The sequence below is a fragment of the Treponema sp. B152 genome (assembly GCF_024181665.1).
In the GTDB taxonomy this organism is placed as follows: domain Bacteria; phylum Spirochaetota; class Spirochaetia; order Treponematales; family Treponemataceae; genus Treponema_B; species Treponema_B denticola.
Genome location: NZ_CP058668.1, coordinates 459,613 through 482,667, shown reverse-complemented (window position 1 = coordinate 482,667; position 23,055 = coordinate 459,613). Strand labels below are relative to the sequence as shown.

Sequence of the window (23,055 nt, the reverse complement as noted above, 5' to 3'; positions counted from 1 at the left end):
CCGATGGCAAGCATAATGATTCAAGGGACTACCTCCTCTGCAGGCAAGTCCCTTTTTTGTACAGGCCTTTGCAGAATCTTTAAAAAGAAGGGCTTAAAAGTTGTTCCCTTTAAATCTCAAAACATGTCCTCGATTTTTTTTACCACATCTGATGGGAAAAAAATAAGCAGTGCCCAAGCCCTTCAAGCGAGGGCTGCGGGTATTGAGCCCCGTCCCGAAATGAATCCGATTCTCCTCATCCCCAAAACGGACGTAGGCTCTAAGGTTATAATCTTAGGAGAAGAAAAAAAGGAGATGAAAGCGAGGGAATATTTTGAATATAAAAAGGCCTGTAAACCTATGATTTTGGAAACTTTTCAAAAACTTGAAAAGGAAAACGATATTGTGGTCATAGAGGGAGCAGGGAGTCCTGCCGAAATAAACCTAAACCAAAACGACATTGTCAACATGGGCATGGCCGAGATGGCCGATGCTCCCGTTCTCTTGATTGCCGACATAGACAGGGGCGGCGTCTTTGCCCAGCTCTACGGAACCGTAATGCTCCTCCCCGAAAAAGACAGGAAGAGGATTAAGGGCATGATTATAAATAAATTCCGCGGAGATAAGAGCCTATTAGATCCCGGCATCAAGATGATTGAAGACCTTGTAAAGATTCCTGTGATAGCAACTATCCCCTACATGCACTTGGAACTTGCCGATGAGGACAGCCTCATAGACGATGATAAAAAATGCAATACCCAAGCCCAAAGCGATGCCGAGCTCGAAAAAGAGCTGGATAAACTCGCTGCCCTCATCGAAGAGAACAGCGATATGGATTTTATCTTTAAGACGGCCTTTACAAAAATGTAGCAGCCGGGTTTTAAGCATTATCTTATAAAAGAAAAGGACTGAGCATCCTCTTATCCCTTCTTAAAGATAAGGCTATTTTCTCCCTTGTCAACCAGTATTGTGCTTCCTTCGGGGAATTTGCCTTCGAGGACTTCGCGGGCGAGTTTGTTTTCAAGCTCGGCCTGTATGGCCCTTTTTAGGGGGCGGGCACCGAACATCGGGTCGTAACCTATGTCTGCAAGAAAATCCTTAGCCTTATCCGAAACTTTTAAGCCTAGCCGGCGAGCCTGTAAGCGTTCTGCAACGGATTTAAGCTGAATATCGACAATCTTTCGGATATGTTCTTTTTCGAGCCTGTTAAATGTTAGGATTTCGTCGATGCGGTTTAAAAATTCGGGTCTAAAATTATCGCGGAGGATTTGGTTAATTTCTTCTTTTATGCTTCCCATGTCCTTTGCGGTCAATATATACTCGGAGCCTATGTTGCTGGTCATAATTATAATTGTGTTTTTAAAATCGACTACACGGCCTTGCCCGTCGGTAAGCCGCCCATCATCCAAAATCTGCAAAAAGACATTAAAAACATCCTGATGGGCCTTTTCGATTTCGTCAAAGAGGATTACGCTGTAGGGCCTGCGTCTTACGGCCTCGGTAAGCTGGCCTCCCTCATCATAGCCCACATATCCGGGGGGAGCTCCTATCAGGCGGCTCACGGAATGTTTTTCCATGTACTCGCTCATATCAATTCGGGTAAGGGCCTTTTCGTCATTGAACAAAAAGTCGGCTAGGGTTCTGGCTAATTCGGTTTTACCGACACCGGTGGGGCCTATACATAAAAAACTTCCCAAGGGACGGTTCATGTCTGAAAGACCTGCCTTGTTTCTTCTTATAGCATCCGAAACAACCCTTACTGCCTCATCTTGTCCGACGACGCGGGCTTGTAAAACTTTTTCAAGCTGCAAGAATTTTTGCATCTCGCTTGCAAGCATTTTTGCAACGGGAATACCTGTCCACATTGAAACGATTCGGGCTATGTCTTCTTCGCAAACTTCTTCGCGTAAAAGCTGTCCCTGTTGGCCGGCCTTTTTTTCAAGCTCGGCAGTAACGGCAGCTATCTTCTTTTCGAGTTCGGGAATTTTTCCGTATTTTAGCTCGGCAGCCTTGTTTAAATTTCCTTCGCGGCTGTACTTGGTTTCTTCGATACGGAGCTGTTCCAATTCTTCCTTGTATTTGCGGGATTCGTTAATGCGGGACTTTTCGTTTTGCCATTGGGCCTGCATCGCATTCCGTTTTGAAGAAAGCTCTGCCAATTCTTCTTCAAGTTTTAAAAGCCTTTCCTTTGAGGCCGTATCGTTTTCTTTTCCTATAGAAACCTTTTCGATATTCAACTGAAGAATTTTTCGCTCAACCTGATCAAGCTCTACAGGCTGGCTTTCTATTTCCATTTTAAGACGGCTTGCAGCCTCATCTACAAGGTCGATTGCCTTGTCGGGCAAAAAGCGGTTTGTGATATAACGGTTGGAAAGTACGGCTGCCGCTATGAGAGCCTCATCCCTTATGCGTACCCCGTGATGAACTTCATATTTTTCCTGTAAGCCGCGCAGGATTGCTATTGTGTCTTCAACCGTAGGTTCGGGACAGTAAACCTGCTGGAAGCGGCGTTCAAGGGCGGCGTCTTTTTCGATGTATTTTCGGTACTCGTTTAAGGTGGTGGCTCCTATCGCCCTGAGCTCTCCTCGGGCAAGGGCCGGCTTTAATAAGTTTGAAGCATCCATCGAACCTTCACTTGCTCCGGCACCTACAAGGGTGTGAAGCTCGTCGATAAAGAGGATGACTCGGCCTTCGGATTTTTGCACTTCGGAAATTACGGCCTTTAATCTTTCTTCAAATTCGCCGCGGAATTTTGCTCCTGCGACCAAGGCTCCGAGGTCGAGGGATAAAAGTCTTTTTCCCTTTAAGCTGTCGGGCACGTCGCCTGAAACGATACGCCTTGCAAGGCCTTCGACTATGGCCGTTTTTCCGACTCCGGGTTCTCCGATTAAAACGGGATTGTTTTTTGTTCTGCGGGAAAGAACCTGCATTACCCGCCTTATTTCTTCATCCCGTCCGATTACGGGATCTATCTTTTCATTTTTTGCAAGCTGTGTAAGGTCACGGCAAAATTTCTCCAAACTTCTAAATGTAGATTCGGGATTTTCACTCGTTACCCTGTTGTTTCCGCGGATTTCTTTAAGCGCAGAAAGGAGATTTTTTAGATTGATACCGCGTGAGCGCAAAAGTTCTCCCGTTTCGTCTTTAGACTCTGCAAGGGCAAGCAAAAGATGTTCGGTAGAAACATATTCGTCTTTTAATTTATCTGCATAGCCTTCGGCATTTGCAAAAACCTTTGCAAGTAAGGGCGAAATATAAGTTTGAGCGGACTGTCCCGTAACACGGGGCTTTCTGTCAAGCATTTTATCGAGGTCATCCAAAAGACTTTCGGGACTTACTCCGATTTTTTCTACTAAAGGCGGAACAATTCCGTCCTCTTGTTCTAAAAGAACATACAAAAGATGTTCACTTTCAACCTGACTGTGGTCGTCTCTTTGGGCAAGCGAAGAAGCCTCTTGAACGGCTTCCGATGCCTTAACTGTATACTTATCTATATTCATGTATAAAAAATAATAAAAATTCGGAAAAAAATCAATAATCTAATCTTAAAATATCAGACGAATTTGAAGAAAGCCAACTTGTCATATTTTGAATCATCATATATAATGCCGAAACTGCCTTTTTACATAGGCAAATACATTTTCTAGGAGTTCTTCATGGATAAAAAAAGAACAAGGAAGTTTCAGGCTTCCTAAAAGGAGTTGAAAGGATCGGAAATAAACTGCCGCATCCTGCTATGATTTTCTTAATTTTAAGTATCATTGTAATCATCGTTTCTGCACTCGCAGAAGCCTACGGTACCCCCGTTACCTACTTTGATGCAAAAAAGGGAAAAGAAGTTACTATTGGAGCTGTTTCGCTTTTAAACCTTGACGGTCTTAGGTACATTCTAAACACCGCTACAAAGAATTTTACAGGCTTTGCACCCTTGGGAACGGTTTTGGTTGCTATGCTCGGTGTAGGTGTTGCAGAGTGGACAGGACTTATCAATACCTCTCTTAAAAAACTTCTTTCAGGCGTTCACCCCAGACTTTTGACTGTTGTTGTTGTTTTTGCAGGTATTATGAGCAATATCGCTTCAGACGCAGGATACGTTGTAGTTATTCCCCTTGGAGCCATCGTATTTGCTAATGCAGGCCGCCACCCGATGGCAGGTCTTGCCGCCGCTTTCGCAGGTGTTTCGGGAGGTTTCTCTGCCAACCTCGTGCTCGGTACAATCGATCCGCTTTTGACAGGCATCACTGTTGAAGCCTTACATAACGCAGGAATGGATATAGCTATCGACCCGACATGTAACTGGTTCTTTATGATTGCTTCCACCTTCCTTCTTACGGTTGTAGGTACCTTTGTTACGGAAAAAATTGTTGAAAAAAACTTAGGCACATATAACGGCTCATACAAGCCGGACAACATGCCTATTTCCGATGTTGAAAACAAGGGACTGAAACTCGCGGGTATTTCAATTTTAGTAGTTTTAGTTCTTTTAATTATCGGCCTTTTCGGTCTTCCCAAGCTCCCCGGGCTTGCAGTTTTAAGAGAAATCGATCCTAAAACAGGGGAAAGCTCAATTTCAAACTTTATGCACGGAGGTCTTTTGCCGGTAATTCTTTTAATCTTCTTGATCCCCGGTCTTATCTACGGAAAGAAAACAGGAAAGATTAATTCTTCACATGACCTCGTTAAGGGTATGTCGCATGCCATGAGCTCGATGGGCGGTTATCTCGTATTGAGCTTTTTCGCTGCACAGTTTGTAAACTACTTCGGAAAAACAAACCTCGGAACAATCATTTCGGTAAACGGTGCAAACTTTTTAAAGAGCATCGGCTTTACAGGCTTGCCGCTTATAATCTCCTTCGTTATTATTTCGGCCTTCCTTAACCTCTTCATGGGCTCGGCTTCTGCAAAGTGGGCTATTATGGCTCCTATCTTTGTTCCCATGATGGTAAACCTCGGCCTTTCACCTGCCTTAACACAGGTTGCATACCGAATCGGAGATTCAAGTACAAACCTCATCACTCCCTTGATGAGCTATTTTGCAATGATTGTTGTATTTATGAAAAAATACGATGAAGATTCGGGGCTTGGAACATTGATTTCAACCATGCTACCCTATTCAATAGCATTCTTGCTTTCATGGATAGGCCTCATGATTATTTGGTACATCTTCGGTCTGCCCCTCGGCCCCGGAGCATTTATCCACATCTAATCGATTTTACGATTATCTAAAAATAACCCCGCCTTGCTGTCTTTTGAACGGCCGGGCGGGGTTATTTTTAAAAATCCCATGAGTCTTTTGCATTTCCAGTTATCGGTATTTTCTTGCCGAGGAATGTAGGCTTCACATTGAACATTACCAAAAAGCATGTAGATGTTTATGCCTGCAATTCCTATTAAAATTAAAGCAAAAAGAAAAATAATGCATAAGGTTATTTTTTTTATGGGTCCAGTCTATAACGGGAGCTGTACAAGGCGACCCATTGCAGCAAGCACAAGCACCGAATGGATCGAAATTGGCCATCCCTTTGGGCAAATGAGTGAAACGGAGAAATTTCTTTACAAAAACAGTTGGAGTATGTAACATAATAAAATACTCCTTAGCTATTTATATTTCAATCCTGAATTAGTTAAAGCCCCTTGGAAAATAGAAATACTTTGCCCAGAGAATTCCAAGAGTTCTACAAGGTAATCCAGAGGAGTTATTTAAGTTGGAAATAAGTTCAGTTTAAGAAAGACTCCTTCCAGGAAAAGCATGTATCTTCCTGGTTGATATTCACCCATTGAAAAGATAATCAACAAATCATCTTCATTTAAGTAATAAACCTGTAATCGCTGCTCTTTTGTCACAATATTGGATATGCCATCTGATTCCAGATGCAATTTATTTATTACATCTTGTTTGACCGGACAGTCTATTAATTTATGTGGAGTAATGTCATCCACAATAAATAACACAGATTTTCCCTCTATATTTAATTGAAAATCTTTATCGAATAGTCCATCCTCAATGCCATCGAACAATTTTGTTCTTTTGAATTCTAAAAGTCTCATCTTCGCTCAATTTTTCCACTATTTAATAATCCGTCGATTCCACCCTCAGAAGCAGGAATCTCATATTGTATACCTCCGCAAACCACATGAATAATTGTAACAGTTAAAGTATCTTCATCAACTGCGTAAAAGATTGAATAATTACCTACACTAAAGAATCTTATCCCACGAGATAACCATGGTTCTTTTGGATATAGATGATACCTATACGGCATAAAATTTAAGTCTTGCATTGCTTCATAAAGACGCTTAAAAACGGCATCGGCATTAATTTTTGATTTTAAATTATTTAATATGTAAGAATAAATACTGCTCAAATCTTCTTTTGCTTGATCTGAAATAACAACTTGGTATTTCATCAAATAAACCTTGACTCTATTTCTCCAAAAGCATCTTTTAAAGGAGTTACATTTCCATTAATCATATCGGTAAAACCTTTATTCATATTGGCTTCAAATTCTTCATCCGATTCTTTTAAAAGAGACATCTTTTCGTGTCCATATTGATACATTAAAAACTGCACATATTTGGAAATATCCTCCAAACAAACATCCGGTAAGGTTTTTATCTGTTCAACAAGAGTTTCATACGACATAGATTCCTCCGTCAATATAAACTAACTATGATTATTTTATCGTAAATATCCGTTTTTTTCAAGTTCATTTTTTAGCTTTATTTTTACGCTTTATTTTTAAAAATCCCATGAGTCTTTTGCATTTCCCGTTATAGGTATCTTCTTACCGAGGAATGTAGGCTTCACATTGAACATTACCAAAAAGAAGGTTTTTACCCTTGCCAAGGCTTCTCTTATTTCCCAGCTTATACGGGTTTCCCTGCTGTACCTTAAAACCTCAGGAGCTTCATAGGCTATAACATCGAGGCCTAGTTTTCTTCCTATGTAGACGGCTCTTGCGGTATGGAAGGCCTGTGTTACCACAACGGCATCTTCAATACAAAAGATTTCCCGGGCACGGTACATTGTTTCATAGGTAGAAAAACCAGCATGATCCATAAAGATTAGATTCTCATCAGTGCCGTAAACATCCTGCATAAAAATACGCATTCTGTTTACCTCATCATAGCCCTTTCTTCCGTGGTCGCCTGAAATCAAAACTCTTTCAGCTTTTTTGTTTTTTAAACAATTTACGGCGGCCTCGATCCTATCCCTCACAACGTGTGAAACCGTGTTTTTATATACCTTAGCTCCGGGTACGATTACAACATATTTTTCCGGCAAGGCGGAAATGTTTTTATAAATATAAGGTTTTGAATAGTTAAGCATGTAGATGTTTATGCCTGCAATTCCTATTAAAATTAAAGCAAAGAGAAAAATAATACACAAGGTTATTTTTTTTATGGGGTTAGATTTCATGTAACCGTGAGCTCCTACGGCTTATATTATACCATAAAAGGCCGAATATGTGTATGGATGCAGGTTTAAACGACAATTGTTTTATTTACTCCAAATATGTTATAATGACTAGGGAAAGAAGGTAAATATGGAAAAAATAGAATGTCCTAAGTGTAATTCCATCATGCAGGAATTTGATATCAAACCAAAAAAAGCCTCAAAATACGAGGATTGTATCAGGCGTTGTATACAGTGTCAAATCGGAGCATCAAATGCCCAGGTAAATCCTACCCTTATTTATAAAGATTACAGAAATAATATTCCTAATAATTTATTAGAATATCTGGATAAAACTCTTGAAAAAACATTAAACACAGCCAATAGAGAAAATAAGAAAATTAAACTGGGGTTTTCCACATCCGAGGATGCCGTCAGCTGGATATTCATTAAGTATTTTCTTGTAAATGATAAACTTCCTGTCTTGCAACAAATATTTAATTTGGAAAATGGAATTTTGGAAATTCTAATGTGGGGAGTTCCTCAAATAAATCGTAATTCGGGATGTACGGAAAAATTAAAACATATCTGTGACAGCCTCGGAGAAGACAAAAAATATTACACGGAACCGGATATTATAATTATCACAAAGTCTGAATCAGTGTTTGTAGAAGTAAAAGTAAAATCCGGAAATGATAAGCAAGCAGCAGACAATAGAAATTATGATAAATACTTATTGGATAAATTTTATACCGATATTGAAGCGGCAAAAAAATCATCATATTATGAATTAATCAGAAATTGGACTATAGGAAATATATTTGCAGAAAATAATTTTAAACTGATAAATCTCGCTCCCCAAAAATTATTTTCTAACGAGAATCAAGATTCCGATTTTAAATTATTTATAAATTCATTGAAAGACAGCCGAAACTTTATTCAATTATCATGGGAGGCGGTATTTAAAAACCTAAAGAAATCAAACATTGAAGAATATTTTTATAACGAACTGGAAAAAAGAATATTTTAATACCGATTTTTAAATTCAGCCTAGCACCATCAATCAATCCCTTCAATTCTTTCCCTTGTACAATCCGTAAAAACGTGGTACAATGCAAAACCTTAGCTTAACTGAAAGGTTTTTAATTTTTTTGGGAGGATTATTTTGGCTCAACCGGATTATTTGAACATTCTTAATGAAGAGCAGCTTGCGGCTGTTAAGCATCAGGGTTCTCCTCTTTTGATTCTTGCGGGAGCGGGCTCAGGGAAGACCCGGGTTATTACTACCAAGATTGCATACCTTATTGGCGAACATAATATCGAACCTGAACGCATCCTCGCCGTAACATTTACAAACAAGGCAGCCAAAGAAATGTCCGAAAGAGCATCTCATCTGGATAAAAGAGCAGAGCGGGCAATGATCCGAACCTTTCATTCATTTGGAGCATGGATTTTACGCATGTATGCGGAATGGGCAGGGCTTTCACATAATTTTACAATCTATGATGATGACGACGCTCTTTCCCTTTTAACCCAAGCCTCTCCCGCTCTTACAAAAAATGGAGCCCGCGGTATCATAAAAAAAATTTCGCGTGCAAAGGATTATTGTCTTCTCCCCGATGATCCGCTTTTGCAGGAAGTTGATCCTAATCCCGAGTTTGCAAAAATCTATGCCGACTATCAAAAGAGATTAAAAGAAACCGGAAACGTAGACTTCGGGGATCTCATCATGATTCCTGTTATGCTCTTAAAAGAAAATCCGCAAATCAAAGCCTCTATTCAAAATCGATTTTCCGTAATAATGGTCGATGAATATCAGGACTCGAACATAGCCCAATTTGAATTCTTAAAAGTCCTCACAGGAGAAAATACCTATATCTGCGTTGTAGGAGATGATGACCAATCGATCTACCGTTTCCGCGGTGCCGAGGTTCAAAACATATTAACCTTTGCCGACACTTTTAAAAACACGAAAATAATAAGGCTCGAAAAAAATTACCGCTCCTATTCGGAAATTCTTGCAGTCGCAGATTCCGTCGTAAAAAAGAATACGGGCCGGCTTGGTAAAACTCTTGTGGCCGAAAGAGGAAAGGGACAAAAGCCTCATATTTATTTTTTGCCCAATCAGGAAACCGAGGCGGAACTTTGTGCCCGCCTTATATCGCAAGAGGTCGAAAACGGAGGAGCATATTCCGACTGGGCTGTCTTGTACAGGACTAACGCCCAATCCTTAAATTTTGAAACGGATTTTTTACACAAAAAAATTCCCTATCAGGTCATAGGTACCTTAAAATTTTATGAGAGGGAAGAAATAAAGGATGCGCTTGCCGTTCTTGCTCTTATCTCAAACGGAAGGGACGAGGTCTCTTTAAGGCGTATCATAAATAAACCTGCACGGGGTGTGGGAGAAATTACTCAAAAAAAATTAATAGATCTTTCCCGAGAGCTTATGTTTTCTCAAAAAAGCGATGAGCTCAGTTTGGAGTCCAAGGACGATTATATCTCGGCCATGTCTGCTCTCATGAATTCGGTCTCCCTCACAAAAAAAGCCAAGGATGGCCTAAAGAATTTTTTAAACACAATAAAGGAATTACGCAGCATAATAGAAGCCGGAGACATCTTTTTTAAAAAAGAAGAACCAAAGGGCGAAGGCTTGGCACCTTTTATCTATGAGGTTTTAAAACAATCGGGCTTCGCCGAATATTACGAATCGGTAGACTCGGCTTCCGGCACTCAAAAGACGGCAAACTTAAATGAGCTTGCAAACACAGCATCGCTTTACGATTTTTCGGTAAAGGGCTTGAGCGAATTTTTAGAGCACATCGAATTGGATAGAAGCCTTGCCGACTCCGAAGAAAAAAAAGATTCCGTAAACCTCATCACCATTCATAACACAAAAGGCTTGGAATTTAAAAACGTAATTATCACGGGCCTTGAAACGGGAGTTTTTCCCCGCGACAACGGAAACTTTGATGAGCTTGAAGAAGAAAGAAGACTTATGTATGTAGCCTGCACCCGTGCAAAGGATGCACTCTACATGACAAGCTGCTCCTCGCGCCGCCTATACGGCAGCCTGACCTTTACCCAGCCAAGCCGCTTTATCTTCGAAATAGATAAAGACCTCGTAAACATCTCGGAGGCTTCATCTCCTTATTCTGCTTTTTCAGGCAGCTTCGGGAAACAAATCCCTGACGATTTTAGCACAAAAAAAGAAGAACATCCCCTCCTTTCCAAATGGAAGAAGGGAGAAAAAATTTATCACGACGATTACGGCTACGGGGCAATAATTAAGGCCGATGCTTCAAGCGGAGAACTTGTAGTAAACATCCAATTTGAAACCGGCCTTATAAAACGCTTTATGCCCGAATATCAGGCAAACGATATGACAATAATAAAAGATTAAGAATCCTTTTCAATCATATCAGACATATCGGCAACACAATAGGTACAGACCAAATCTCCGGCAACGTTGTTCATCGTTTCAAACATATCGAGGATTGGATTGATACCGAGGGCGAGTCCGACTATAATAGCAATCTGGCCCGGATCCAAATTCATATTCTGCAAAATAATAAATAAGAGCATTAAGCTGCCGCCCGGAACACCGCCTGCACCTACCGAGGCAAGGACTGTCGTAATTACCAAAACCAAAAGAGCTGTAAAACCGATATCCGCCCCGAACATATTGGCAGCCAAAACAGCAAACATAGGTAAGTGAACACATACCCCGTCCATATTTACGGTCGAGCCTAGGGGAAGAGCGAATGATGAAAGGTTATCGCTTATGTGCAAGTTTTCTTTTGCCGTTCTCAAAGATACGGGAAGAGAAGCGGCAGAGCTTCGGGTAACAAAGGCAGTAAGCATGGGTTCGCGTATCTGCATCATAATCTTAATCGGGTTCTTGCGTGTCGAAACGGCAATCATTATGGGATAAACAATGAAGACCATTGCAATAATACCGATAACAACACCCAATGTAAGCATTATATATGGGCCGAAAAGTTTTGAACCGTATTGTGCAAAATTTACAGAAGTTAAACAAAACACACCTATGGGCGAATAAGCCAATATCCAGTCAACCATCTTAAATACGGTTTCTTTACAAGTTTCAACGATATTTAAAAATAGCTTTGCACCTTCCTGTAATTTTGCATCATTTTTCTCGGAAATTATTTTTAAAGCAATACCGAATGCAATAGCAAAAACTATGATAGCCAAGAAATTTCCTTGAGCAAGGGCTTTAAAGGGATTTTGGAACATATCTAAAAATACATCTGCAAGAGAGCCTGCAGAAGCCGGAGCAATCTCGGCTGAACCCATACTCATTAGGCTCGCCCATTCTGAGTGTGAAGTTCCCGATCCCGGATTAAAGGCAAGGGCAAGAAAGGATCCTACAATCGCTGCAAACAATGAAGTAACAAAATACCAGATTACAACCTTAACTCCTATCTTACCGAATTCCTTTGTCGGCAAAGAAGCAGCACCGGAAATAAGAGACAAAAAGATAACCGGAATAACGATCATCTTTAACATAGATACAAGGATATTTCCAAAAGGCGATACCCAAGTTACATAACCGCCGACATCTACACCTGTTTGCCAAAGGACGATACCGACAACCAAACCAATGATGAATGCTATAAAAATCATCCATACAAGCTTTTTATTCATTAGCTTCCTCCTATTTTTAAGACCAAGAAAACCTTAGTCAAAGCTATTATAATCTTACCATTGAATAACCGAATTTTCAAGTTTTTATTTACTTTTTTCCATATTTATGTTACAGTACCGGACATATAAGTATTCGTTGGAGGATTTTATGGATTTTAAACGAAATATAGAAAAGTATGTTGAACTTATTTTAAAAGTCGGCCTTAATATACAAAAGGGCGACGGAATATTTGTACTTGTAAACGAACACTCAATCGGCATGGTTCGTGAAGTTACAAAACAGGCTTATAAGATGGGAGCTAAGGATGTTGTCTATGATTTTTCGGATGATGAGATGACTCTTGCCCGCTATGCCTATGGAGACGAAAGCATCTTTAAGGAAATGCCTAAATTTAAAATCAACTACATGGAAGCGGCTTATAAAAATAACTATCATCGCCTTGCAATAGTAGCCGACAATCCGGAACTCTTAAAAAATGCAGATGCAAAAAAAGTTTCGGAATGGAACAAAACCAGAGCCATAGCTTCAAAGCCCATAATGAAATACACTATGGAAAACCATGTAAAATGGTGCGTTGCGGCCCACCCTACTCCGGCTTGGGCAAAATCGGTCTTTCCGGAATTACCTGAAGAGCAAGCCCTTACAAAACTTTGGGAAAAGGTCTTTGATGCAACAAGGGTCAGCATGGACGATCCAGTCGCCGCATGGAAAGAACACGATGCCGCTTTAAAAAAACATCAAAACTTTTTAAACGAAATGGCCTTTGAAAAGCTCTTATACAAGGGCCCGGGAACAGACTTGGAAGTATATCTTACCGAAGGGCACCGCTGGGTAGGCGGCTCAGGCAAGAGCACCCGAGGAGATGTCTTTATGGCCAATATCCCAACCGAAGAAGTATTTTCGATGCCCCATGCTTTTAAGGTAAACGGAACATTAAAAGCCACAAAGCCCTTGGCTGCCAGAGGAAGAATTATCAACGATTTCCATTTTACCTTTAAGGATGGAAAGGTTATAGACTTCGATGCCAAAGAAGGGAAGGATGTGCTTCAATCCCTATTAGATTCCGATGAAGGAGCCCGCCGATTGGGCGAGGTAGCTCTGGTCGCAGATGACTCTCCCATCAGCAATACCGGAGTCCTTTTTAAAAACACCCTTTTTGATGAAAATGCCTCCTGTCATTTTGCCATAGGAAATGCCTACAGCGAAAACATAAAAGGCGGAGCAGAATTTTCCGATGAAGACAAGAAAAAAATAGGAATGAATAATTCGATCATTCACGTCGACTTCATGGTAGGCGGCCCAGAACTTTCCGTTATAGGCGTAAAAAAAGACGGAACCCAAGTTCAAATCCTAAAAAACGGAAACTGGGCAATATAAGAATTGAACATAAATTTTGTAACAAGCCGGGGAGGCTGTCCTCCCCTATTTAATTGATCTTTTCAATTTCCTCACGGCTTAAGCCTGTTGTCTTTACAATATTTTCTATAGATAACCCTATTTCAATTAAGTTCTTTGCCGTTTCCACTTTTGCTTGATGTAAGCCTTCTGCCAAACCCTCTCTTCTAGCTTCACTGCGTTCATCTTCCACATACATCCGGTATTTTTCGTCAGAGAGTTCTATTGCCATTCGCCTCTCTTCATCAGTTACCCTAAAGAGTGTTGCTTCTGCCATTTTTATACCCTCCTCTAATTTACACAATTCTTCCAACATTCCGCTTTTTTTGTCTTCTTCATAGTTGGTCAAAAATCTTATCCAAAAATCTTTTAAGCTATACTCTTCCAATCTCTTTTTCATAGTATAAACTATTAGCTCGTTTAATTCAACATAAAGATATTGAATTATCGAGCTTTCAGGCATTCTTACAAGCTCTGCATTTTTAGGAACATCGCAGCCAAAAACGGAAAGACTTATTGCGTACAAAAAATCGTCCTCTTTGGGCTCCGTCTTTAAAAAGCGGGAAGCGAGGCGCATGAGGTACATTTGACTTCTGCGATGATAATTTGTTTTCCAAAACTGCTGCATCTCAAGGTCTATAATAAGGCCGTTATCGGTTTTAATCAAAAAATCGAGGCGGTAAGTTTCTCCCGAAGGCCTGTCCCGAATAAGCTCGGTGTTTATGATTTCTGCCTTGTTGATTTTACCGTAAGAATCTTCCAAAAAAGCGTTTAAAAAGCTTATCAGAGCCTTGTTGCCTTCTTCACCTTTGGAAAACATCAACTTAAAAACCCAATCGGTTTTGGGGTTTAAAATAGTTTGTTCATTTGACATAACTTTTCTCCTTAAAACAGCAAATTATTTTTGCCTGTCTTCACATAATTATAGGGTTCTAAGTTGAATAAATAGTAAAATTTTGAAAAGAATTTCTTAAAAGTACATTTTTCATCGGCACTTGCATTTTTCTCCTCTTTTCTATAGAATACTTTCCGTCAATTTTGATAGATTCATCAATTTTCTTGGAGTAAAATATGGCTTATCCTTTTAGCACGATAGAACCCAAATGGCAAAAATATTGGGAAGAAAACAAAACCTTTAAAACAGTTGAAGACAAAAATTATCCTAAGGATAAGAGACTCTATATTTTGGATATGTTTCCCTATCCTTCGGGAGACGGGCTCCATGTGGGGCACCCTGAAGGCTATACTGCAACGGATATTTACAGCCGTTTTTTACGCATGAGCGGATACAATGTACTCCACCCGATGGGCTTTGATTCCTTTGGACTACCTGCAGAAAATTATGCAATAAAGACGGGAATTCATCCTCTTATCACCACCCGAAAAAATATGGGAACCTTTAGAAGGCAGATAAAATCGATAGGTTTAAGCTATGACTGGGATAGGGAAATCTCTACAAGCGAAGAATCCTATTATAAATGGACCCAGTGGATATTCCTCCAATTATTTAAAAAGGGATTGGCCTACGAAAAGGAAGCCCCCATCAACTGGTGCCCTTCCTGCTTAACAGGCCTTGCAAATGAAGAAGTAAAGGACGGAAAATGCGAAAGATGCGGAGCTCAAATTCAACGCAAAAACTTGAGGCAGTGGATTTTAAAGATAACCAAATATGCCGAACGCCTCTTAGAAGATTTGGATGAACTTGACTGGCCCGAATCCATCAAAATCATGCAAAAAAACTGGATAGGCAAAAGTACTGGAGCCGAGGTTGACTTTGCCCTAGTCGATAAGGACGGAAAAGAAACAGGGCAAAAAATCAAGGTTTATACAACCCGCCCCGACACGATCTTCGGAGCTACCTACATGGTCTTGGCCCCGGAACACGAGCTCGTAAAAAGCATAACTACAAGTAACCAAGAAAAAGCCGTTGCCGCTTATATCGAAGAGGCCGCAAAAAAAAGCGACCTCGAAAGAACAGACCTTGCAAAAAACAAGACCGGTGTTTTTACCGGAGCCTATGCAATCAATCCATTGACGGAACAAAAAATCCCCGTCTGGATTTCGGACTATATTTTAATCTCCTACGGAACGGGAGCAATTATGGCAGTCCCCGCCCATGACGAAAGAGACTTTGAGTTTGCTGCCCAATTCAATCTGCCTAAAATCAAGGTTGTAGCCGGTGCAGAAGAATGGGAAAGCGGGAAAAGAGACTTTTCTGAGGAGCCTAAGGTTTGTACAACCGAGGACGGCTATTCGGTAAACTCAAAACAATTTGACGGCCTAAAAACGGAAGAAGCAAAGACAAAGATCACGGAATATCTTGAAAGCTTGGGCCTTGCAAAAAGAGCCGTAAACTATAAACTCCGTGACTGGATTTTCAGCCGTCAGCGCTATTGGGGTGAGCCTATACCATTGGTACACTGCCCCTCTTGCGGCATAGTTCCACTGGACGAGCATGACCTTCCCTTAACCCTTCCCCAAGTAGAAAGCTATGCTCCAACAGGTACCGGAGAAAGCCCCTTGGCGGCTATTGACTCTTGGGTAAATACAAAATGCCCAAAATGCGGAAAGGAAGCAAAACGGGAAACCAATACGATGCCTCAGTGGGCCGGTTCTTGCTGGTACTATCTCCGCTTTATAGACCCTCATAACAACGAAGCCTTTGCCGACAAAGAAAAATGCGATTACTGGATGCCTGTAGATCTTTATGTTGGAGGAACCGAACATGCAGTTCTCCATCTATTATATGCAAGGTTTTGGCACAAGGTCTTGTATGATCTGGGTCTGGTCTCTACAAAAGAACCCTTTACACGGCTTGTAAATCAGGGAATGATAACCTCCTTTGCCTACATGAGAAAAAACAAAAGCCTTGTTCCGGTCGATAAGGTTAAAAAAATCTCGGAAACCGAATTTGAAGACATCGAAACCGGAGAAAAACTTGAGCAGGTAATAGCCAAGATGTCCAAGAGCTTAAAGAATGTTATCAATCCCGACGACATCATAAAGGAATACGGGGCAGACACTCTGCGCCTCTACGAAATGTTCTTAGGCCCCTTAGAGGTTTCAAAACCTTGGAACACAAGCGGCATCATGGGCGTATTTAGGTTTTTGGAAAAAATCTGGAATCTATCCGACAGAGAAATATATAAAACTCCCGTCAACGATACCTCGACCCCTGAAACCAAGACCTTGACAGTTCTTTTAAATAAGACCATAAAAAAGGTAACCGAGGACACAGCCTCTCTTAACTTTAACACTGCCATAAGCCAGATGATGATTTTTATAAATGAGGTTTCAAAGCACAAAAAAATACCCCACTATGTTTGGTATAATTTTGTAAAACTTTTAAACCCCTACGCTCCTCACTTGGCCGAAGAGCTTTGGCAAAAGATGGGTAATGATGAATCGATAGCTTATTCTCACTGGCCGATGTTTGTCGAAAAATTCTGCGTTGACCAAACCTGCACTGTGGTAGTACAGGTAAACGGAAAACTCCGTGGTAAGTTTGAGGTAGAAGCAGGAACCTCTAAAGAGGAACTGGAACGCCTGGCTTTATCGAATGAAGGAGCTGTCCGCAACATTGAAGGCAAGGAGATTAAAAAGATAATTACAGTGCCCGATAAGCTCGTAAATATTGTAGTACAATAGGGCATCCCTACTTAACAAGGCTTATTCTTTTTCGACATAGAGACCGGCTTTTTTTAAGGCGTCATTTACCGCCTCTAAAAAAGCCTTACTCGTTAAGGTAGCACCGGCCACAAGGTCCACATCTGTAGAGTCCTTCTCGATAACCCTCTTAGGCAGGTATTCAAAAACGGTATCGCTGTAGCCGGGCGTATCGGCATACTCTAAGATATCTATATTTTTAATTTCGTTTTTTTCTATCACAACCCTTACGCTTATATTTCCCATTAAGCCTTCGGCCTTTCCTTCAAAAACACCCGAAACAATTTTTTCATCATTTTTTACATTACAAGAAAACAAAAAAATACTCAAAGCAAAAACTATAATGGTAAAACAAATCTTCTTCATATTAAAAAACTTACCTTCCTAAAAAATATCCTATGTCTCCCCAGAGGGCAAAGAGAAAAACTACGCCGATAAAGGCTATGCCGATAAACTGAACATAGTACAACACTTTCGGATGAATTTGCCTTCTAAAAATAAATTCTATAAAGGCAAAAAGAATTAAGCCTCCGTCCAAAATCGGAATCGGCAGTAAATTCATTATAAAAAGAGAAATAGAAATTATGCTTACAAAGTTTAAGATATCCGAAAGCCCGATTAAAAAGCCGGCCTTAAAACCTTGGGCGGCAACATCACCCAACATGTGGGTAATGCGTACGGGGCCCGAAACGGCTTGCCTAAAATCAACTCCCTTAAACAAAAGGCCTAAACTTTTAAATGTCAAAACAAAGGCCTTGTGAGTTAAAACAAAGCCGTTCACTATGCTTTTAAAAAAGCCTGTTCCTGGAATCTCTACCTTGATGTTTTTAATATTTAGCCCAAGGTCTATTCCGTTTTCGGTTCTGATAAGGTTTACGGTTTTTGTAATCTTGTTTCCGTCCCTTAAAATGCCTAATTCGGCAGTCTTGCCGCTTATACCATCTAGGGCACGGTTTAAGTCTATCGTATTGGCAACTTCAATTCCGTTTACTTCCGTAATAAGATCGCCTTTTTTAAGCCCTGCAAGTTCGGCAGATGAAGAAGGCTTTACATCGTCAATTTCAAGAGGAATAAAAGAATAAAAACCTATTATGCCTGCACCGGTTTTTGGATCGAGCTTGGGCCTAAGTTTTTTTGTGAGGATTTGTCCTTCTCTTTCTATTTCCAGCGTAACCTCTTCCTTTGCTTCAGGCACAATGAGGCGCACGATATCGGCAAAGGTTTCGGTCTTTTCGCCGTTAATGCTTAAAATTATATCCCCCATCCTTAAATCCGCCTCGCGGGCAGGAGAATCGTCGGCTTCGTTATAATAGTAAACGGGAGCTATCTTATTCGAGCTTGTATAATAGCTTGAACCGATAGCACTTACAATAGCCAGAGCAAGAACCGCACTTATATAGTTTGCAAAGGGGCCGGCAAAGGCAATTATAATCCTCTTAAAAGGATGCACCCCGTAAAGCTCTCCCTCTTTTTTCGGAATTGCAGGGAGATTTTCTTCGATAGCTTGCTGAAAGGCCTTTTCACCCTTCATGCCGCAATAACCGCCCATGGGAATTGCAGAAATTCTATATTCCGTATCTCCCTTCTTTTTTTTAAAAAGAACAGGACCCCAGCCTATCGAAAAACTTTCGACCACAACACCGCAGAGTTTTGCGGCAATAAAATGTCCAAGCTCATGGATAAAGACCATGATACTCAATATAATCAAACCTATTAAAATCTTAACCATAAATTATTCCGTTTTATTTTTATTGCAAGCCGTTTACTCTGTCAAGTATCCTTGCCAAAGCGATCACTCTTGCTCTGTTTTCATAGTCATAAACTTCTTCATAAGAAGAAGGTTTCATAGTCCAATCCGAATTTAAAACTTCTTGCGTAATATCGGCTAAATCCGTAAAGCCTATTTTCCCTTTGATAAAAGCATCAACGGCTTCTTCATTTGCAACATTAAAAGCTATGGGATAGGCTCCGCCTTTTCCAGCTGCTTCAAATCCCAAAGCCAGCATGGGAAAATCATCTGTTCTGGGAGGTATAAATTCCAAGTTTATAATTTGAGAAAAATCCAAGGGCCTTAAAAAGCTTTCAGGCATCTTCGGAAAACTTAAAGCATTTAAAATAGGATTTTTCATATCGGGAGGAGAGGCTTGAGCAAATATTTCTCCATTTTTACACTGCACCATCGAATGGATTATACTTTGAGGATGAACCGTAACTTCGATTTTTTCCGGAGGAAAAGAAAAGAGCTTTACGGCCTCAATCACTTCCAAGGCCTTATTTGCAAGAGAAGCCGAATCTATCGAAATCTTTCCGCCCATCTTCCATGTCGGATGCTTTAAGGCATCTTCAAGCTTCATTGTGCTAAGCTTTTCTCTCGGCGTATTTAAAAAGGGGCCGCCTGAGGCGGTAATTATAATCTTTTCGATGTTTTCTTTTTTGTGGGCATTTATAAGCTGAAAAATCGCAGCATGTTCCGAATCGACGGGAATTATTGTACTGCCCGACTTTTCGGCATCTTGAAAAATCAGCTCCCCTGCTTCCACTATGGTTTCTTTATTTGCAAGAGCCAAATCCAAGCCGCTTTTTATAACTTCTACCGAGGCCTTTAAGCCTGCCGAACCCGCTATACCGTTTATAACAATGTCGGCCTTTGATTTTTCAATCAGTCGTCTAACAGCTTCCGCATCTATCTCGTGTTTTAAATTAGAATTCTTTTTTTTTGTAGAAACAAATTGTGCATCGGTAAATTCGGCTAGAAGAGTTTTTGCAAAATCCGAATTCGAATGAACCGAAAAACCTGCAAGAACAAACCTATCGGAAAATCTCCTTATTATTTCCAGACTGTTTTTTCCGATTGAGCCTCCGGCACCAAGAACGATAACCCTTTTTTTTTCCATTAAAAGCCGCCTAATAAGAACATACAAAGGGTATAGAATACGGGAGCAGCTATAAGCAAGGAGTCAATACTGTCAAGAATTCCGCCGCGTCCTAAAATTACCTTCCCCGAATCCTTTACGTCTGCAGAACGCTTCAAGATAGATTCTATTATGTCTCCGATTATGGCAAAGAGGGCCGTAAAAAGAGCTATGATTATAAGCTCTTTTAATTTTCCGTTAAATTGTTTATTAAAAAAATAAAATGAAGCAACGGCGGCTGTAATGGAACCTATGAAGCCGCCTATAAAACCTACAATACTTTTTTTGGGGCTTGCCTTAATAAAACCTCTGTTGTTTTTTCCGAGCAGCATACCGAAAAGCCATGCAAAGGAATCACAGCCGAATGTCATAAGGAAAAACATGATGATAAGGGCGCCTGCATTTGGAAGGCTCGCAATTGCAGATAAAAAAACCGTCAACCCCCAAGGATAAATCAGCATAAACACTCCGGTTGTGAGACGGGCAATGCTGTTGGTAAAATTTCCCGAGAATGAAAATATAACTTCCATAAACATCATTCCGACTGTTACACAGCCGAACACAATGAAGATATATTGAAACGGTACGGCATGTAAGCCTATCAGATATGATGACAGAACTAAAATCGTACCGAAACAAGCAAGTATCTTTTTAGGATAGGCAGGAGACCTTTGAGACAAAATATTATAGATCTCATAATTTGCAATAAGGGCTGCAATAAACAATTCGATATGATAAACCAAGAAATTATAATGAGGTAAAAAATAAATTGAAGCTAAAACTAAAGGTGCTCCTACAAAAAATATGATAAGCCTTTCAATAAGTTTTTTTATTTTCATTTTATTTCTCCATTTATTACATTAGGCATTTCCGTAACGCCTGTTTCTTTTTTTATAATCTTCTATCGCTTCATATAAATTTTCTACAGTCCAATCGGGCCACAAGGTATCCGTAAAATAAAGTTCCGCATAAGCACTTTGCCAAAGCAAAAAATTACTCAAGCGTTTTTCTCCACCTGTCCTGATAAGCAGGTCTACAGGCGGAATTTTCCCCGTGTCCAATTTTAAAGAAAACGATTCTTCATTTATTGAAGCAATCTCGTCGGAATTCAGTTTCTTTATAGCTCGTAAGATTTCATCATGTGCTCCGTAATTTATACCGAGCACAATTGCAGTTCCCGTATAAGCGGAAGTTTTATCCCTTACCGAATTAATTTCATCTTGAATGTCTTGAGGTAATCCGCTTAAATTGCCTATGTGCTCGATGCGTATATTATTATCGGCATAAAATTTAAGCTCGGCTTTTAAATGCTGTTTGATAAGCCCCATTAAAAAGCCCACCTCCGCTTCGGTCCTTTTCCAGTTTTCGGTAGAAAATATATAAAGCGTTATATAAGGAATTCCTAAATCGGACACGGCCTTTGTTATCCTTTTGACCGTATTAAGCCCTTCCTTATGTCCCATAGAACGGGGAAGGCCTCTCTTTTTTGCCCATCTGCCATTGCCGTCCATGACAATGGCGATATGTTTTAGCTCATCGGACATTTAGTTTTCCATTATTTCCTTTTCTTTTGCTTCAAGTACCTTGTTTATTTCGGCAATGTAAGCATCGGTGGATTTTTGGAAAGCATCCTCAGCCGTCTTTAACTGATCTTCGCTTATCTTTCCGTCTTTTTGTAATTTTTTTGCTTCATCAATTCCGTCACGTCTGATATTACGCACTGAAACTCTTGAATTTTCGGCAATGGTCTTTGCCTTTTTTGCAAGGTCCTTTCTGCGATCTTCGGTCAACGGCGGAATTGCAATACGGATAACCTTTCCGTCATTTGTAGGATTAACCGAAAGGTCAGCCTGCAGAACAGCCTTTTCGATTTCGACCAATAAGCCCTTATCCCAGGGCTGAATCACTACAAGCCTTGCTTCGGGGATAGAAATATTTGCAAGTTGGTTAAGAGGAGTGGACTCGCCATAGCAATTTACTCTTATCTTATCAAAAAGAGCAGAAGATGCTCGTCCGGTTCTCAACATATTGAATTCTTCTTTTAATGCGACAACCGTTTTTTTCATTTTTTCTTCACAATTTTTTTTAACTTCCTCTATCATAATTTGCCTCCGATTATATTTTATTTTAACACATAAGAATTAATGCTGCAAGGATAAACCCCGCAGCATTAAAAGGTTTTAATTTACATTCCAAGTCCTAATTGAAAAATAACCAATTTCGACAAGCTCAAAGAGCCGCCGGCTTCTTTGCCGACCTCGGCCATTTTCTTTGAAACGGAAAGTTTGTCATCTTTGACAAAGGCTTGTTCAAGGAAGCATATTTCGGATAAGTGTTTTGAAATTTTTCCCTTAACAATTCCTTCTTTTACGTTATCCGGCTTATTCAACTCGGCAACCTGACCTTTAAAGATTTCTTCTTGCTCTTTGATATAGGCTGCATCTACATCTTCTTTTTTAACATAGAGGGGCATAAAGGCGGCTGCATGTAAACAGCAGTCATAAGCAAATTCCTGCACCTCAGTCTTTTCAAAGATTTCAGGCTTATCCGACTTTAAAACTATAATAACACCGGTTTTTTTGTCGGAGTGAATATAGCGTGAAAGGTACTCGTCTGCACCGGCCTTTACGTTGATTAAGCGTGTAAGGTTCATGTTCTCTCGTACACGGGTAGCTAAATCCAAGAGCTTATCATTGAGCTCGGGTGTAACTTCAGAAATGTCCTTATCAAAGGCGGTTTTTGCAATGTCTTCTCCTACAGCGATAAAGTCCGCATTTTTTGCAACAAAGTCCGTCTCGCAAGTCATTTCGAGCATAACGGCTTTTTTGTGATCGCTTTTGATAACGATGATACCTTCGCTGGTTACTCTGTCAGCACGCTTTTCTACAGCGGCCAAACCTTTTTCTTTTAAGTATTTTTCAGCCTCTTTAGCGTCTCCGTTGCAGTGCTGCAAGGCTTTTTTGCACTCCATCATACCTGCACCGGTTTTATCGCGTAATTCTTTTACATCAGATGCTTTAATATCCATAAATTTC

At 40.3% G+C, this 23,055-nt stretch carries 20 protein-coding genes and 1 pseudogene; 6 read left to right on the top strand and 15 right to left on the bottom strand.

Going from position 1 to position 23,055, the window contains the following annotated elements; genetic code table 11:
- The first annotated feature begins 3 nt into the window (after window positions 1-3).
- Window positions 4-849 carry a cobyric acid synthase gene (locus tag HYB91_RS02145; protein ID WP_002675776.1) on the top strand — a complete coding sequence of 282 codons (846 nt, stop codon included), beginning with the start codon at window positions 4-6 and terminating at the stop codon, window positions 847-849.
- A 50-nt stretch (window positions 850-899) separates the two neighbouring features.
- Here HYB91_RS02145 and clpB read toward each other — a convergent pair whose 3' ends face one another.
- The gene (gene clpB / locus HYB91_RS02140) at window positions 900-3,479 is read right to left on the bottom strand and encodes an ATP-dependent chaperone ClpB (protein ID WP_002675778.1); all 2,580 of its coding nucleotides are present in this window, start codon (window positions 3,477-3,479) and stop codon (window positions 900-902) included.
- 164 nt (window positions 3,480-3,643) lie between these two features.
- On the opposite strand from clpB, the pseudogene HYB91_RS02135 reads away from it, so the two are divergent.
- Window positions 3,644-5,185: pseudogene (locus HYB91_RS02135) on the top strand (AbgT family transporter); the annotation flags it as partial.
- Here the strand turns inward: HYB91_RS02135 and HYB91_RS02130 are convergent.
- The 5 genes from HYB91_RS02130 to HYB91_RS02110 form a co-directional block, all read right to left on the bottom strand.
- Window positions 5,182-5,343, bottom strand: coding sequence for a hypothetical protein (locus tag HYB91_RS02130; RefSeq protein WP_196218695.1), 162 nt, complete (start codon window positions 5,341-5,343; stop codon window positions 5,182-5,184). The pseudogene HYB91_RS02135 and the gene HYB91_RS02130 sit on opposite strands and share 4 nt — an antisense overlap.
- Window positions 5,344-5,679: 336 nt before the next feature.
- Entirely contained in the window at window positions 5,680-6,027 is a 348-nt protein-coding gene (locus HYB91_RS02125; RefSeq protein ID WP_002674291.1) for a hypothetical protein, read from the bottom strand.
- Complete coding sequence (locus HYB91_RS02120; protein ID WP_002667766.1) at window positions 6,024-6,386, bottom strand: type II toxin-antitoxin system RelE/ParE family toxin; 363 nt, start codon at window positions 6,384-6,386, stop codon at window positions 6,024-6,026. The genes HYB91_RS02125 and HYB91_RS02120 overlap by 4 nt, the downstream gene beginning before the upstream one ends.
- Window positions 6,386-6,622, bottom strand: coding sequence for a hypothetical protein (locus HYB91_RS02115; RefSeq protein WP_002675781.1), 237 nt, complete (start codon window positions 6,620-6,622; stop codon window positions 6,386-6,388). Before HYB91_RS02115 ends, HYB91_RS02120 begins: the two co-directional genes overlap by 1 nt.
- A gap of 96 nt (window positions 6,623-6,718) precedes the next feature.
- Window positions 6,719-7,399: a SanA/YdcF family protein gene (locus HYB91_RS02110; RefSeq protein WP_002675783.1), complete on the bottom strand. Its 681-nt coding sequence runs from the start codon at window positions 7,397-7,399 to the stop codon at window positions 6,719-6,721.
- A gap of 127 nt (window positions 7,400-7,526) precedes the next feature.
- On the opposite strand from HYB91_RS02110, the gene HYB91_RS02105 reads away from it, so the two are divergent.
- Both HYB91_RS02105 and HYB91_RS02100 read left to right on the top strand, forming a co-directional pair.
- Window positions 7,527-8,405 (top strand): hypothetical protein, encoded by an 879-nt coding sequence (locus HYB91_RS02105; protein ID WP_002675784.1) that lies wholly within the window; start codon window positions 7,527-7,529, stop codon window positions 8,403-8,405.
- A gap of 135 nt (window positions 8,406-8,540) precedes the next feature.
- Window positions 8,541-10,778: an ATP-dependent helicase gene (locus HYB91_RS02100; protein WP_002675786.1), complete on the top strand. Its 2,238-nt coding sequence runs from the start codon at window positions 8,541-8,543 to the stop codon at window positions 10,776-10,778.
- Here the strand turns inward: HYB91_RS02100 and HYB91_RS02095 are convergent.
- Window positions 10,775-12,046 carry a dicarboxylate/amino acid:cation symporter gene (locus HYB91_RS02095; RefSeq protein WP_002667755.1) on the bottom strand — a complete coding sequence of 424 codons (1,272 nt, stop codon included), beginning with the start codon at window positions 12,044-12,046 and terminating at the stop codon, window positions 10,775-10,777. The genes HYB91_RS02100 and HYB91_RS02095 overlap by 4 nt on opposite strands.
- Window positions 12,047-12,194: 148 nt before the next feature.
- On the opposite strand from HYB91_RS02095, the gene HYB91_RS02090 reads away from it, so the two are divergent.
- Complete coding sequence (locus HYB91_RS02090; protein ID WP_002675788.1) at window positions 12,195-13,424, top strand: aminopeptidase; 1,230 nt, start codon at window positions 12,195-12,197, stop codon at window positions 13,422-13,424.
- A gap of 49 nt (window positions 13,425-13,473) precedes the next feature.
- On the opposite strand, the gene HYB91_RS02085 is transcribed toward HYB91_RS02090, so the two are convergent.
- Window positions 13,474-14,316 carry an Rpn family recombination-promoting nuclease/putative transposase gene (locus HYB91_RS02085; RefSeq protein ID WP_253719594.1) on the bottom strand — a complete coding sequence of 281 codons (843 nt, stop codon included), beginning with the start codon at window positions 14,314-14,316 and terminating at the stop codon, window positions 13,474-13,476.
- Between the two features lie 197 nt (window positions 14,317-14,513).
- Between HYB91_RS02085 and leuS the strand changes: the two genes are divergently transcribed.
- Window positions 14,514-17,090 (top strand): leucine--tRNA ligase, encoded by a 2,577-nt coding sequence (gene leuS / locus HYB91_RS02080; protein WP_253719593.1) that lies wholly within the window; start codon window positions 14,514-14,516, stop codon window positions 17,088-17,090.
- Between the two features lie 21 nt (window positions 17,091-17,111).
- Here the strand turns inward: leuS and HYB91_RS02075 are convergent, their stop codons facing one another.
- The 7 genes from HYB91_RS02075 to tsf all read right to left on the bottom strand — a co-directional run bounded on the left by HYB91_RS02075 (window position 17,112) and on the right by tsf (window position 23,048).
- Window positions 17,112-17,474, bottom strand: a complete 363-nt coding sequence (locus tag HYB91_RS02075) for an FMN-binding protein (RefSeq protein WP_002674274.1) — start codon at window positions 17,472-17,474, stop codon at window positions 17,112-17,114.
- Between the two features lie 10 nt (window positions 17,475-17,484).
- Complete coding sequence (gene rseP / locus HYB91_RS02070) at window positions 17,485-18,837, bottom strand: RIP metalloprotease RseP (protein ID WP_253719592.1); 1,353 nt, start codon at window positions 18,835-18,837, stop codon at window positions 17,485-17,487.
- 19 nt (window positions 18,838-18,856) lie between these two features.
- Window positions 18,857-20,002, bottom strand: a complete 1,146-nt coding sequence (gene dxr / locus HYB91_RS02065) for a 1-deoxy-D-xylulose-5-phosphate reductoisomerase (RefSeq protein WP_253719591.1) — start codon at window positions 20,000-20,002, stop codon at window positions 18,857-18,859.
- A complete protein-coding gene (locus HYB91_RS02060; RefSeq protein ID WP_253719590.1) occupies window positions 20,002-20,859 on the bottom strand; it encodes a phosphatidate cytidylyltransferase in 858 nt (285 codons plus the stop codon). Before HYB91_RS02060 ends, dxr begins: the two co-directional genes overlap by 1 nt.
- 21 nt (window positions 20,860-20,880) lie before the next feature.
- Complete coding sequence (gene uppS, locus HYB91_RS02055) at window positions 20,881-21,564, bottom strand: polyprenyl diphosphate synthase (protein ID WP_002667740.1); 684 nt, start codon at window positions 21,562-21,564, stop codon at window positions 20,881-20,883.
- Window positions 21,565-22,122, bottom strand: a complete 558-nt coding sequence (frr, locus tag HYB91_RS02050) for a ribosome recycling factor (RefSeq protein ID WP_002675802.1) — start codon at window positions 22,120-22,122, stop codon at window positions 21,565-21,567.
- Window positions 22,123-22,205: 83 nt separating this feature from the next.
- Window positions 22,206-23,048 (bottom strand): translation elongation factor Ts, encoded by an 843-nt coding sequence (gene tsf, locus HYB91_RS02045; RefSeq protein ID WP_002674264.1) that lies wholly within the window; start codon window positions 23,046-23,048, stop codon window positions 22,206-22,208.
- Window positions 23,049-23,055: the final 7 nt, after the last annotated feature.

Excerpts from the sequence above, each read along its gene's own strand:
- HYB91_RS02145 (WP_002675776.1), top strand. The coding sequence starts at position 4 with ATGGCAAGCATAATGATTCAAGGGACTACCTCCTCTGCAGGCAAGTCC.
- clpB (WP_002675778.1), bottom strand. The coding sequence starts at position 3,479 with ATGAATATAGATAAGTATACAGTTAAGGCATCGGAAGCCGTTCAAGAG.
- HYB91_RS02130 (WP_196218695.1), bottom strand. The coding sequence starts at position 5,343 with ATGCTTTTTGGTAATGTTCAATGTGAAGCCTACATTCCTCGGCAAGAA.
- HYB91_RS02125 (WP_002674291.1), bottom strand. The coding sequence starts at position 6,027 with ATGAGACTTTTAGAATTCAAAAGAACAAAATTGTTCGATGGCATTGAG.
- HYB91_RS02120 (WP_002667766.1), bottom strand. The coding sequence starts at position 6,386 with ATGAAATACCAAGTTGTTATTTCAGATCAAGCAAAAGAAGATTTGAGC.
- HYB91_RS02115 (WP_002675781.1), bottom strand. The coding sequence starts at position 6,622 with ATGTCGTATGAAACTCTTGTTGAACAGATAAAAACCTTACCGGATGTT.
- HYB91_RS02110 (WP_002675783.1), bottom strand. The coding sequence starts at position 7,399 with ATGAAATCTAACCCCATAAAAAAAATAACCTTGTGTATTATTTTTCTC.
- HYB91_RS02105 (WP_002675784.1), top strand. The coding sequence starts at position 7,527 with ATGGAAAAAATAGAATGTCCTAAGTGTAATTCCATCATGCAGGAATTT.
- HYB91_RS02095 (WP_002667755.1), bottom strand. The coding sequence starts at position 12,046 with ATGAATAAAAAGCTTGTATGGATGATTTTTATAGCATTCATCATTGGT.
- HYB91_RS02090 (WP_002675788.1), top strand. The coding sequence starts at position 12,195 with ATGGATTTTAAACGAAATATAGAAAAGTATGTTGAACTTATTTTAAAA.
- HYB91_RS02085 (WP_253719594.1), bottom strand. The coding sequence starts at position 14,316 with ATGTCAAATGAACAAACTATTTTAAACCCCAAAACCGATTGGGTTTTT.
- leuS (WP_253719593.1), top strand. The coding sequence starts at position 14,514 with ATGGCTTATCCTTTTAGCACGATAGAACCCAAATGGCAAAAATATTGG.
- HYB91_RS02075 (WP_002674274.1), bottom strand. The coding sequence starts at position 17,474 with ATGAAGAAGATTTGTTTTACCATTATAGTTTTTGCTTTGAGTATTTTT.
- rseP (WP_253719592.1), bottom strand. The coding sequence starts at position 18,837 with ATGGTTAAGATTTTAATAGGTTTGATTATATTGAGTATCATGGTCTTT.
- dxr (WP_253719591.1), bottom strand. The coding sequence starts at position 20,002 with ATGGAAAAAAAAAGGGTTATCGTTCTTGGTGCCGGAGGCTCAATCGGA.
- HYB91_RS02060 (WP_253719590.1), bottom strand. The coding sequence starts at position 20,859 with ATGAAAATAAAAAAACTTATTGAAAGGCTTATCATATTTTTTGTAGGA.
- uppS (WP_002667740.1), bottom strand. The coding sequence starts at position 21,564 with ATGTCCGATGAGCTAAAACATATCGCCATTGTCATGGACGGCAATGGC.
- frr (WP_002675802.1), bottom strand. The coding sequence starts at position 22,122 with ATGATAGAGGAAGTTAAAAAAAATTGTGAAGAAAAAATGAAAAAAACG.
- tsf (WP_002674264.1), bottom strand. The coding sequence starts at position 23,048 with ATGGATATTAAAGCATCTGATGTAAAAGAATTACGCGATAAAACCGGT.